At 69.1% G+C, this 11,875-nt stretch carries 11 protein-coding genes; 9 read left to right on the top strand and 2 right to left on the bottom strand.

Features of this window, described 5'->3' with window-relative positions; translation table 11 throughout:
• The first annotated feature begins 78 nt into the window (after positions 1–78).
• The 6 genes from rapZ (at position 79) to tpiA (ending at position 6,637) form a co-directional block, all read left to right on the top strand.
• The gene (gene rapZ / locus CLV71_RS23725; RefSeq protein WP_133905019.1) at positions 79–969 is read left to right on the top strand and encodes an RNase adapter RapZ; all 891 of its coding nucleotides are present in this window, start codon (positions 79–81) and stop codon (positions 967–969) included.
• Positions 966–1,910, top strand: a complete 945-nt coding sequence (locus tag CLV71_RS23730; protein WP_133905020.1) for a gluconeogenesis factor YvcK family protein — start codon at positions 966–968, stop codon at positions 1,908–1,910. Before rapZ ends, CLV71_RS23730 begins: the two co-directional genes overlap by 4 nt.
• Before the next feature lie 177 nt (positions 1,911–2,087).
• Positions 2,088–3,074, top strand: a complete 987-nt coding sequence (whiA, locus tag CLV71_RS23735; RefSeq protein ID WP_133905021.1) for a DNA-binding protein WhiA — start codon at positions 2,088–2,090, stop codon at positions 3,072–3,074.
• Between the two features lie 426 nt (positions 3,075–3,500).
• Complete coding sequence (gap, locus tag CLV71_RS23740; protein ID WP_133905022.1) at positions 3,501–4,505, top strand: type I glyceraldehyde-3-phosphate dehydrogenase; 1,005 nt, start codon at positions 3,501–3,503, stop codon at positions 4,503–4,505.
• A gap of 7 nt (positions 4,506–4,512) precedes the next feature.
• Positions 4,513–5,715, top strand: coding sequence for a phosphoglycerate kinase (locus tag CLV71_RS23745; RefSeq protein ID WP_133905023.1), 1,203 nt, complete (start codon positions 4,513–4,515; stop codon positions 5,713–5,715).
• Between the two features lie 139 nt (positions 5,716–5,854).
• Positions 5,855–6,637, top strand: coding sequence for a triose-phosphate isomerase (gene tpiA, locus CLV71_RS23750; protein ID WP_133905024.1), 783 nt, complete (start codon positions 5,855–5,857; stop codon positions 6,635–6,637).
• A 59-nt stretch (positions 6,638–6,696) separates the two neighbouring features.
• Here tpiA and CLV71_RS23755 read toward each other — a convergent pair whose 3' ends face one another.
• A complete protein-coding gene (locus CLV71_RS23755) occupies positions 6,697–7,812 on the bottom strand; it encodes a beta-1,3-glucanase family protein (RefSeq protein WP_133905025.1) in 1,116 nt (371 codons plus the stop codon).
• A 219-nt stretch (positions 7,813–8,031) separates the two neighbouring features.
• Here CLV71_RS23755 and secG point away from each other — a divergent pair, with 219 nt between their 5' ends.
• Positions 8,032–8,265: a preprotein translocase subunit SecG gene (secG, locus tag CLV71_RS23760; RefSeq protein ID WP_133905026.1), complete on the top strand. Its 234-nt coding sequence runs from the start codon at positions 8,032–8,034 to the stop codon at positions 8,263–8,265.
• A gap of 72 nt (positions 8,266–8,337) precedes the next feature.
• Positions 8,338–8,679, top strand: a complete 342-nt coding sequence (locus tag CLV71_RS23765; protein ID WP_133905027.1) for an RNA polymerase-binding protein RbpA — start codon at positions 8,338–8,340, stop codon at positions 8,677–8,679.
• A gap of 111 nt (positions 8,680–8,790) precedes the next feature.
• Here CLV71_RS23765 and CLV71_RS23770 read toward each other — a convergent pair whose 3' ends face one another.
• The gene (locus CLV71_RS23770) at positions 8,791–10,137 is read right to left on the bottom strand and encodes a sensor histidine kinase (protein ID WP_341771666.1); all 1,347 of its coding nucleotides are present in this window, start codon (positions 10,135–10,137) and stop codon (positions 8,791–8,793) included.
• Between the two features lie 430 nt (positions 10,138–10,567).
• On the opposite strand from CLV71_RS23770, the gene CLV71_RS23775 reads away from it, so the two are divergent.
• The gene (locus CLV71_RS23775; RefSeq protein WP_133905028.1) at positions 10,568–11,650 is read left to right on the top strand and encodes an IS110 family RNA-guided transposase; all 1,083 of its coding nucleotides are present in this window, start codon (positions 10,568–10,570) and stop codon (positions 11,648–11,650) included.
• The last annotated feature ends 225 nt before the right edge of the window (positions 11,651–11,875 follow it).

An 11,875-nucleotide genomic window follows, 5' to 3' on the forward strand; every position in this document is an offset into this window, starting at 1 on the left:
CCAGCCACAGGTACGTGACCAGACAGAACCTTGCTTCGCCGACGTGACCAACACCTTGAATTCCGGAGAGGCGGAACAGTGACCGAGACGCCTGAGGACCACGCGCAGGGCGTGGAGGTCGCGGTGGTGACCGGCCTGTCCGGCGCGGGCCGCAGCACCGCGGCCAAGTGCATGGAGGACCTCGGCTGGTTCGTCGTGGACAACCTGCCACCGGAACTGATCTCCACGATGGTGGAGCTGGGTGCCAAGGCCCAGGGCGCGGTGACCAAGGTGGCCGTCGTGATGGACGTGCGCAGCCGCGCGTTCACCGACGACCTCGCCGCGATCATCCGCGACCTCGACGCGTCCGGCTACAAGCCCCGGGTGCTGTTCCTCGAGGCCACCGACGACGTTCTCGTCCGCCGGTTCGAGCAGGTCAGGCGCGGTCACCCCATGCAGGGCGACGGCAGGCTGATCGACGGCATCAAGGCCGAGCGCGACCTGCTCGGCCCGCTGCGCGAGGACGCCGACCTGGTGCTGGACACCTCGACGCTGTCCGTGCACCAGCTGCGCGCCAAGATCGAGGACGCGTTCGGCACGGACTCGGCCACCTCCACGAAGGTGACCGTCCTGTCCTTCGGCTACAAGTACGGCATCCCCATGGACGCCGACCTCGTGATGGACGTCCGGTTCCTGCCCAACCCGTTCTGGATCCCGGAGCTGAAGGACCTGACCGGCAAGGACGCCGACGTGCGCAACTACGTGCTCACCCAGGAGGGCGCGGAGGAGTTCCTGGACCGCTACCACGAGCTGCTGCGGCTGATCGGCGCCGGTTACCGGCGTGAGGGCAAGCGCTACCTGACGCTCGCGATCGGCTGCACCGGCGGCAAGCACCGCAGCGTGGCGATCTCGGAGGAGCTGTCGAAGCGGCTCGCGGCCGAGGATCGCATGGCGGTGAAGGTGGTGCACCGGGACTTGGGGCGCGAGTGAGAGCCGTCGCGCTCGGCGGAGGGCACGGACTCCACGCGACGCTGTCGGCACTGCGCAGGCTGACCCCGGACGTGACCGCCGTGGTCACGGTCGCCGACGACGGCGGCTCCTCCGGCAGGCTGCGGCGCGAGCTGGGCCTCCTGCCTCCGGGAGACCTCCGCAAGGCACTGGCCGCGCTCGCCGGTGACGGCGAGGAGGAGACGCTGTGGTCGACGGTGTTCCAGCACCGCTTCGGCGGCACCGGCGCGCTCGCCGGTCACGCGGTCGGCAATCTGGTCCTCGCCGCGTTGATGGAGATCCTGCACGACCCGGTCGCCGCGCTGGCCGAGGCCGCTCGCCTGCTGGGACTCACCGGCCGCGTGCTGCCCATGTGCACCGAGCCCATCGACATCGAGGCGGACGTGACCGGCCTCGACGAGGACCCCGCCGCCGTGCGCCGCATCAGGGGCCAGGTCGCCGTGGCGACCACGCCAGGCCAGGTCCGGCGGATCCGGCTGCAGGCACCCGGTGGCCCGGACCACGTGCCGAAGGCGTGCGAGGCCGCGGTCCAGGCCGTGCTCGACGCCGACGTCGTGCTGCTCGGCCCCGGGTCCTGGTTCACCAGCGTGCTGCCGCACCTGCTGGTCCCCGAGCTGCACGAGGCCCTGATAGACACCTCGGCGTCCCGCATGGTGGTACTGAACCTGGTCCCGCAGCCGGGGGAGACCGCCGGGTTCTCCCCGGAACGCCATCTCGACGTACTCTGCGAGCACGCTCCTCGGCTCCGGGTCGACGCGGTGATCGCCGACGCCGACTCGGTGTCGACGCCGGACCGCCTGCGGACCGCGGCGGAGTCGCTCGGCGCCCGGCTTCGGCTGGACTCGATCGCGACGGCAGGAGCACGGGAACGGCACGACCCGGTGGCACTCGCCGAGAGCCTCCTCGGCGCGCTGGCGGGTTGAACGGAGCTGGTCAGAGGTCGTTCCAGTAGATGAGCACGTGTGCGAAAGGGCCCGGTCGGGCAGGAGTTCGGGCATGAGCGGGCGCGTTGCACCGGTTGATGGTGGGATGTACGCCTGCGTGGGAGGCGGGGGGCTCTGTGGGAGGAGTACCCGCGAGGTGGGAGAGGAGCTGTCATCGTGGCGATGACCGCGGCGGTGAAGGATGAGCTGAGCCGGCTGGCCGTGTCCAAGACGTGTTGCCGGCGCTCGGAGGTGTCGTCGCTCCTGCGGTTCGCGGGCGGGCTGCACATCGTGGGCGGCCGGGTGGTCGTCGAGGCCGAGCTGGACACGGGCGCGGCCGCGCGCCGGTTGCGCAAGGAGATCCACGACCTGTACGGGCACAGCGCGGACATCCACGTCCTCGCGTCCGGCGGGCTGCGCAAGGGGACGCGGTACGTCGTGCGGGTGGTGAGGGACGGTGACGGGCTGGCCCGCCAGACCGGCCTGCTCGACCAGCGCGGCAGACCCGTCCGCGGGCTGCCCGCGGCGGTGGTGTCCGGGGGAGCGTGCGACGCCGAGGCCGCCTGGCGTGGGGCGTTCCTGGCGCACGGCTCGCTGACCGAGCCGGGCCGCTCGTCGGCACTGGAGATCACGTGCCCGGGCCCGGAGGCGGCGTTGGCGCTGGTCGGGGCCGCGCGGCGGATGGGCATCCAGGCCAAGTCCCGCGAGGTGCGGGGCGCCGACCGGGTGGTGGTCCGCGACGGCGACGCCATCGGGGCGATGCTGACCAGGCTCGGCGCGCACACGTCGGTGCTGGCGTGGGAGGAGCGGCGGATGCGCCGCGAGGTCCGCGCGACCGCCAACCGCCTCGCCAACTTCGACGACGCCAACCTGCGTCGCTCGGCGCGTGCCGCGGTCGCGGCCGCCGCGCGGGTGGCGCGGGCGATGGAGATCCTCGGCCCGTCGGCGCCGGAGCACCTCAGTGCGGCGGGCAGGCTCCGCCTGTCCAACCGGCAGGCATCGCTGGAGGAGCTGGGCCAGCTGTCCGACCCGCCGATGACCAAGGACGCGGTCGCCGGACGCATCCGCAGGCTGCTGGCCATGGCCGACAAGCGGGCGAAGGAGATGGGGCTGCCGGACACCGAGTCCGCGGTCACCCAGGAGATGCTCGAGGCCGAGGTCTGACCCGGCCGGGCCCCGCACTGAAGGACGCCTTCGTAACGCTGGGCGTGAGGAAGGCGTCCTTCAGTACGGCCGGCGGGGCCGGGTGAGCGGTCTGTGAACGTTTCAAACGCACTACAGGGCTCGCCTGACTGACCCCCAAACAGTCAGGCGAACCCTGTCTTTCCACCGAGTGCCGATCCCCCCGCGGTAGCGAGCCATCCCCCGCCTCGCCACCGCTGCCAGCGCCCTTACACCAGAACAAGAGTCGGTGCCCCGTGGCCAGATACGGTGACGGTCGGAAAAATCCCGCGACCGGATCCGGGCCCAGTGGGAGCCGGTCAACTGATTCGATACAGTTAGGTCGCCCGCACACTCGACAACCAGGCAAACCTCTGGCAGTAGGGTGAGTTCGGGCCCTCAGCTAACACGATCATGAGGAGACGCACGGTGACGGTTCGAGTAGGCGTCAACGGCTTCGGCCGGATCGGCCGCAACTTCTGGCGCGCGGTGGCCGCGAGCAAGCACGACATCGAGATCGTTGCGTTCAACGACCTCGGCGACGTCGCGACCATGGCCCACCTGCTGCAGTTCGACAGCATCCTGGGCCGACTGCCCTACGACGTCCGCGCGACGGACGAGGGCATCGAGGTCGACGGCAAGACCATCAAGGCGCTCGCCGAGCGCGACCCGGGCAAGCTGCCCTGGAAGGACCTGGACGTCGACGTCGTCATCGAGTCGACGGGCTTCTTCACCAAGGCCGACGACGCGCGCAAGCACGTCGACGAGGGTGGCGCCAAGAAGGTCATCATCTCCGCGCCCGCCAAGGGCGAGGACCTCACCGTCGTCATCGGTGCCAACGAGCACCTCTACGACGGCACGCAGACGATCATCTCCAACGCCTCCTGCACCACCAACTGCCTGGCCCCGCTGGCCAAGGTCCTCCACGATGCGTTCACCATCGAAAAGGGCCTGATGACCACGATCCACGCGTACACGCAGGACCAGAACCTGCAGGACGGCCCGCACAAGGACCTGCGTCGCGCCCGCGCCGCCGCCCTGAACGTCGTGCCGACCTCCACCGGTGCCGCCAAGGCCATCGGCCTGGTGCTGCCGGAGCTGAACGGCAAGCTGGACGGCTACTCGCTGCGTGTCCCGGTGCCGACCGGCTCGATCACCGACCTCACGGTCGACCTCGCCCGCGAGGTCACCGTGGACGAGGTCAACGCCGCCTACCTCGCGGCGGCAGAGGGTCCGCTCAAGGGCATCCTGCGCTACAGCACGGACCCGATCGTCTCCTCGGACATCGTCACCGACCCGGCGTCGTGTATCTACGACGCGCCGATCACGAAGGTCATCGGCAACCAGGTCAAGGTCTACGGCTGGTACGACAACGAGTGGGGCTACTCGAACCGTCTCGCGGACCTGACCGCGATCGTCGCGTCGAAGCTCTGAGGTATTGATGAAGACGCTCGACGACCTGCTCGCCGAGGGTGTGGCCGGTCGGCGCGTGCTGGTGCGCGCCGACCTGAACGTCCCCCTCGACGGCGAGACCATCACCGACGACGGTCGCATCCGCGCGTCGGTGCCCACGATCAGCAAGCTGACCGGCGCGGGTGCGCGCGTCGTCGTCACCGCCCACCTCGGCCGCCCGAAGGGCGCGCCAGAGGCGAAGTACTCGCTCAAGCCGGTCGCCGTGCGGCTGGATGAGCTGCTCGACGCGACCGTGACGCTGGCGGCGGACGTCGTCGGCGACTCCGCCAGGTCCACTGTGGACGGCCTGGCGGACGGCGAGGTCGCGCTGCTGGAGAACATCCGCTTCGACGCCCGCGAGACCAGCAAGGACGAGTCGGAGCGGGCCGCGCTGGCCCGTGACCTCGCCGCACTGGTCGGCGAGGGCGGCGCGTTCGTGTCCGACGGTTTCGGTGTGGTGCACCGCAAGCAGGCGTCGGTGTACGACGTGGCGAAGGTCCTGCCTGCCTACGCGGGTGGGCTCGTGCTCGCCGAGGTCGAGGTGCTGCGCAAGCTGGCAGGCGACTCGGAGCGGCCGTACGTGGTGGTGCTCGGTGGCTCCAAGGTGTCGGACAAGCTGGCCGTCATCGAGTCGTTGCTGCCCAAGGTCGACAGGCTCCTCGTGGGCGGCGGCATGTGCTTCACGTTCATGGCCGCCGAGGGCCTTGGCGTCGGCGAGTCGCTGCTCGAGGGCGACATGATCGACACCTGCAAGAAGCTGCTGGCCGAGTCGGGCGAGAAGATCATGCTCCCGGCCGACGTCGTGATCGCGGACAGGTTCTCGGCGGACGCCGAGACCGAGTCGGTGCTCGTGGCCGACATCCGGGAAGGCTGGATGGGCCTGGACATCGGGCCGATCACCGCCGAGCGGTACGCCGCCGTGCTCGCCGAGGCGCGCACGGTCTTCTGGAACGGCCCCATGGGCGTGTTCGAGCTGGCCCCGTTCGCGGACGGCACCCGTGCGGTCGCGCAGTCCATCGTGGACTCGGACTCCTACAGCGTGGTCGGCGGCGGCGACTCCGCCGCGGCCGTGCGTGCGCTGGGGCTGCCGGAGGACGGCTTCTCCCACATCTCCACCGGCGGCGGCGCGTCGCTGGAGTACCTGGAGGGCAAGGAACTTCCGGGCGTCGCGGTGCTGGAGGACAACGCGTGAGCGGTTTTTCGTGGCGCCACGATGAGCCCTGCTCAACCGCGCCTCAGGGGAACGTGACGCAAGCCAGCCACAAGCACGTGACCGAACAGAACTCTTCTTCTCGCAAGGCGACCAACACAGTGAATTGCGGGGTGGCGGGATGAGGCAGGTCCTTATTGCCGGCAACTGGAAGATGAACCTCAACCACCTCGAGGCCATCGCCCTGGTGCAGAAGATCGCGTTCTCCCTGCCGGAGAAGTACTTCGCCAAGGTCGAGGTCGCGGTGCTGCCGCCGTTCGTCGACATCCGCAGCATCCAGACGCTCGTGGACGGCGACAAGCTGAAGCTGAAGTACGGCGCGCAGGACGTGTCCCGCTACGAGTCCGGCGCGTACACCGGCGAGACCTCGGCGGCGATGCTGTCGAAACTCGGCTGCTCGTACGTGACGGTCGGCCACTCCGAACGCCGCGAGTACCACGCCGAGTCCGACGACCTCGTCAACGCGAAGGTCAAGGCGGTCCTCAAGCACGAGATGTCGCCGATCCTCTGTGTGGGCGAGAAGCTGGACGTCCGCGAGGCGGGCAACCACGTCGAGCACACGACCGAGCAGCTGATCGCCGGCCTCAAGGGCGTGAAGACCGACCTGGTGTCGAAGGTCGTCGTGGCCTACGAGCCGGTGTGGGCGATCGGCACCGGCCGCGTGGCCACCCCGCAGGACGCCCAGGAGGTCTGCGGCGCGATCCGGGCCAGGCTGGCGGAGAAGTACGGCCAGGAGATCGCCGACGCCGTGCGGGTTCTCTACGGCGGCTCGGTCAAGTCGGGCAACATCGGCGACCTGGTCAAGCAGGACGACATCGACGGCGCCCTGGTCGGCGGCGCCAGCCTCGATGCCGAGGAGTTCACGAAGCTGAGCGCCATGGCCGCGGGCGGCCCGCTGCCCTGACCGGCTGTCGCGACTTCTGGCGAAGGGCCCTCCGGTTGCACGGAGGGCCCTTCGTTCTCTCAGAACCGGGTCAGCGTCAGGGTGAGGTTCGACGGGTTCGGGTCCTCGATGTAGGACGCGTGCTCGCACACGTCGTCGAAGGCGAAGCCGTACGCCCTGCCGTCGACCGTGTTCTCGTGCATCACGCGGGAGTAGTGGTTGGTCACCGCGCGCCGGTAGTACGTGCCCGCGTCAGCCACGGGTTGGGCACCGGTGTCCAGCAGGACGCCACGGTTGAACCCGGCACCGAGGGCCGCCGCCACCGGACCGGTCACCCCGTCGTTCGGGGCGGCCAGCGCGCCGTCGCAGAACAGCACGTCCCGGGTGGAGGGCTTCGAGAACGCCCGCACTCCGTTGTCGAACACGAACTGGTCGCCCTGCACCGAACCCGTGAAGGTCCTGGCGCCGGCCGTGACCGTCATCGTGGTCGAGCGGTAGTGGTCCCACACCTCGTCGATCCAGCCACCGAGGTAGCCGCCGTCGAACAGGCCCGCGTCAAGGCCGTGACCAGGCGCGATGACCCGCAGGTCGTCCAACACCAGGCCCGCGAACTCCGGCACACCCCGCAACGCGTCGAACACCGCCGCGCGGCCGCCGTCACGCAACCGGCCCGTCGACTGCTGGGACGCGCCGGACAGCGAGATCGCGAGCGGCACCGACAACATGTCGACCATCGTGACGTTGCAGTGCATCCCGGCGCCGTCGTAGGTGAACTCCATGCAGTCGTGCAGCACGGGGTAGTTCGGGTCGGACGACACCCAGCCCGCCGGGTAGGCCAGCGCGTTGCCGGGGTTGGCCCGGAACCTGAGCTGTGACCCGAGCGCCACGTACACCCGGCCGGACATGCCCTTCGGCAGCGAGAGCGTCCGCGAGCCGTCGACCGGGATCGAGTAGTCGGTGTAGCCGTCGGGGCCGTTGTCGTTCGTGGACACCGGCACCAGCGCGCCGTCGGCGGACAGACGGCACTGCTGCCCGGTCGCCAGGTCCGTGCCGACCACGTACACCCACAGCGGTCCCCGGCCGGACTCGTTCGCGATCACCAGTGACATCGAAGCCGCACTGGCCACACGGGCCCCGAGCGGGACAACGACTGTCGCCGCCGCGAGCCCCCCGAGGAACGAGCGACGAGAGATCATGCGTGTTCTCCTTCCGTACGTGCCCAGGGCAGGGCACGAGAGGAGGCCACGCGGATACAACGGTGTAACGAGTCCCGCCGCAGAGTATTGACCAATTTGTTCTCGCGGGCAACAATCAGCCGCAAGTGGCAAGGGGCGCTGTGTAACGATCAGCAGGCGCCAGGTAACCTGTGGCTTCGACCGTAACTGACGCGGTCCCGGGTCGACAGCGAGGATGAAATGGTTCTAGCCCTGCAGATTGGTCTCATCGTCACCAGCCTGCTGCTGATCCTTCTGGTTCTGTTGCACCGTGGCCGTGGCGGTGGCCTGTCGTCACTGTTCGGTGGCGGCATGCAGTCGAGCCTGTCCGGCTCGAGCGTCGCGGAGAAGAACCTGGACCGCGCGACGCTGTTCATCGGCGCTGTCTGGATCATCTGCGTCATCGGGCTCGGCCTGCTCATCAAGGTCGCCTGACCGTCCTGTCCTCTCCGGGAACGGGACGAACCTTCTTTCCGCCTGAACCACCTTGTGGGGGTGTAACAGTCGATGGCTGGTGGTAGTGCGATTCGAGGTACTCGAGTCGGCGCTGGGCCAATGGGCGAGTCGGAGCGGGGCGAGTCTGCACCGCGCAGGCGGGTCTCCTACTGGTGTGCCAACGGGCACGAGTCCAAACCCTCGTTCGCGCTCGATGCCGAGGAGCCGGAGTCGTGGGACTGCCCGCGCTGCGGCCTCCCGGGCGGCAGGGACTCGCAGGAACCGCCCAAGGCTCCGCGCAACGAGCCGTACAAGACGCACCTCGCGTACGTGAAGGAGCGCCGGTCGGACGCCGACGGCGAGGCCATCCTCGCCGAGGCCCTGGCCAAGCTCCGCAAACAACGCGAAGGCTGAGGGCCTGCGGCCCGGGGGAGTTCCGCCCTCCGAAGCTGCGCAGGCCGCAGAGATCGTTCGACGAAGGCCGCCGTACGGACCCACGTTCCGTACGGCGGCCTTCGTCGTGTCTCAGCCCGCCAGGGGGTAGGTGGCCGACACCCGGAAGCCGCCCTCCGACGTCGGCCCCGCCGAGAACGTGCCGCCGAGCAGCCCGGCGCGTTCCCTGAGGCCGACGAGCCCGTGACCGCCCGAGGGCAGTGACGGTTTGCGTGCCTTGGCCCGCCCGTTGTGCACCTCGACGACCAACGTGTCCCGCCCTGCCTGCACCGAGACCGAGGCCCGCGCACCCGCCGCGTGCTTGCGGACGTTCGTGAGCGCCTCCTGCACCGTCCGGTACACGGCGTGGGACACCGAGCGAGGCAGGTCGCCAGGCCGCGCGTGGACGTCCAGAGCGACCGGCAGGGCGTCGTCGCGGAAGTTGCGCACGAGGTCGTCCAGCTCGTCGAGGCCCGGCTGGGTGTCCTCCACGCAGTCGCCGGAGCGCAGCACACCCACCAGGTTGCGCAGCTCCTCCAGGGTGCGGGTGGACAGCTCGCGGATCGTGCGGGCGGCCTCGGCGGCGCTGCCGTCCACGGACACCTGTAGCGCGCCCGCCTGCATGGCGATGAGCGTGACCTGGTGGGACACCACGTCGTGCATCTCGCGGGCCAGCTCGGCCCGCTCGGCGGCGCGGACGGTCTCGGCGAGGAGCCGCCGCTCCCGCTCCCGGCTCGTCGCCAGCTCCCGGATCCGCGCGGACAGCTCGTGCCGCGCGGACATGAGCAGCCCGATGGCCACCGGCATGCCCGCGATGATGACGGCCCAGATCACGTTCAGCAGGTGCTCCTGCCAGCTCAACGCGACGAAGTCCGACAGCGGCCAGCGGACGTACCCGCACAGGAAGACGAGCACCATCCCGACGACCATCTTCGGGGACAGCAGCCGGTGCTTCTTCGCGAGCGACCCGAGCGCGATCATGGCGGCGAGCTGCGACCAGCCCGTCATGAAGCCCGGCACCGTCACCAGGACGGCCAGGAACGGCACGTGGCGGCGCATGACCATGGCGGCCACCGCGACGGCGGACAGCCACGTCGAGTAGGAGGGCGCGTCCTCGGGGATGACGAGCCAGACGTCGAGCACCGCGAGCAGCAGGGCGGCGACGTCGGAGGCGATGCCCCGGGCGCGTTTGCTCGTGCGGAAGAAGGCTACCCAGCGTGGCAGAAGGCGGGTGGCGAGCCGCGGCGTTCTGGGCAGGATGCGGAGGTCGGCGATGTCGAACGAGGCGCCGGCGACCTTGGGTGGAAACGTGGACGCGACCAGGACGGAACCTCCAGTCTCAGTGCGGGCCGGTCGCAGGGGTGGCTGGCTGCTCCCGGCTCGTTGTCGCGGCACCTCCGCGTCGGCGGGTGCCGGATGGTCTTTCGTTGGTCTCGACACGGGTCGGCCCCTCCTTCCGGAGTTGTGCTCCGCACCGATGAAGACATAACAATCGTCCGACCGGGACGAAATGTTTCAGATGTATGTGCTGGAGCAAATCACCAGTTGCCAAGTTGCGCCAACCGGTCCAGCCGACACCCCCGAACCGGCGCAGACCCCGCACTGAAGGACGCAGTGATGATGGTGTGTGGATGGGGGGTGTGATGGGTCTGGCTCGGAAGGACGGCGACGCCCGTGGTTTGTGTGGGTTGTCTTGTGAAGGATCTGCCGGCTTTGTCGCATCCTCTGTTCATGCACGTCACCGGACCGGTGGGTTGTGACCTGATAGGAGCCTGTGCCACCAGGACACCCATCACTGTGCTGTCCACCCACATCGGCCCGGTACGTGCCACCCCTACCAGTTCGACACCACGGGATGGCCGATTCCAGGATGACCGATCAACACTGCACCGTCGACACCAGCCGCGAGGTCGTGGTGACCGGCGGTGTCGACACTCATAAAGACACCCACACCACCGCCGCGCTCGACGGGCTGGGTCGATTGTTGGGCACCCACACGTTCCCCGCGACCAGAGCGGGGTATACCGCGTTGCTGGCCTGGCTACACGGGTTCGGCACGGTCACCAAGGTGGGGGTCGAGGGCACCCGCTCCTACGGCGCCGGCCTGAACAGCTACCTCACCGACCACGGTGTCTGCGTGGTCGAGGTCAACCAACCCGACCGACACACCCGCCGCCGCACAGGCAAGACCGACACCCACGACGCGGTCAACGCCGCCCACGCCGTGCAATCCGGTCGGGCCACCGCCACCCCCAAAGCCGGCACCGGCCCCGCCGCCGCCATCGCCGCGCTACGCACCACACTCACCGGCGCGGTCAAATCCCGCACCATCGCCCTCAACCAACTCGACAACCTGATCGTCACCGCCCCCACGGCCCTGCGTGAGTCGTTGACCGGCTACACCCGCAAACAACTCATCACCACCTGCGCCCGACTACGTCCCACCGGCGACCTCACCAACCCCACCACCGCCACCAAGACCGCGTTACGGCGCCTGGCCCGCCGCATCCAACACCTCACCACCGAGATCAACGACACCAAAACCGAACTCACAACCCTCACCACCCAACTCCTACCCCGCACCACCGCCCTGCTCGGCGTCGGCCCCGACACCGCCGCCCAACTCCTCATCACCGCCGGCGACAACCCCCAACGGATCCACAGCGACGCCGCCCTCGCCCACCTCTGCGGCACCGCCCCCATCCCCGCCAGCAGCGGCCGCACCGACCGCCACCGCCTCAACCGCGGCGGCGACCGCCACGCCAACGCCGCGATCTACCACATCGTGATCGTCCGCATGCGCCACTGCCCCACAACACGCGCCTACATCCAACGCCGCACCGCCGAAGGCCTACCCAAACGACACACCATCCGCTGCCTCAAACGCTACGTCACCAGAGAAATCTTCCACACCCTCACCGCCGACATAACCGACCTCACCAACACCACTTGACATCTATAGGAGCATCCTTCCTAACGCTGGCCGTACTGAAGGGAGCCTTCGTAACGTTGGCCGTACTGAAGGGAGCCTTCGTAACGTTGGCCGTACTGAAGGGAGCCTTCGTAACGCTGGGGGTACTGAAGGGGCTGTCAAGTTTTCGGTGTAACTGGATTTTGAATTTGGTTAGTTGCGGCCGGTGGACAGGCGTCCGTCGAACGCGAGGTCGAACGCGTTGAG

The organism is Actinophytocola oryzae (assembly GCF_004364325.1).
Classification (GTDB): Bacteria; Actinomycetota; Actinomycetes; order Mycobacteriales; family Pseudonocardiaceae; genus Actinophytocola; species Actinophytocola oryzae.

Coding starts and splice junctions, on each gene's coding strand:
- CLV71_RS23745 (WP_133905023.1), top strand. CDS start 4,513: ATGAAGACGCTCGACGACCTGCTCGCCGAGGGTGTGGCCGGTCGGCGC.
- CLV71_RS23765 (WP_133905027.1), top strand. CDS start 8,338: ATGGCTGGTGGTAGTGCGATTCGAGGTACTCGAGTCGGCGCTGGGCCA.
- secG (WP_133905026.1), top strand. CDS start 8,032: ATGGTTCTAGCCCTGCAGATTGGTCTCATCGTCACCAGCCTGCTGCTG.
- CLV71_RS23755 (WP_133905025.1), bottom strand. CDS start 7,812: ATGATCTCTCGTCGCTCGTTCCTCGGGGGGCTCGCGGCGGCGACAGTC.
- CLV71_RS23775 (WP_133905028.1), top strand. CDS start 10,568: ATGACCGATCAACACTGCACCGTCGACACCAGCCGCGAGGTCGTGGTG.
- tpiA (WP_133905024.1), top strand. CDS start 5,855: ATGAGGCAGGTCCTTATTGCCGGCAACTGGAAGATGAACCTCAACCAC.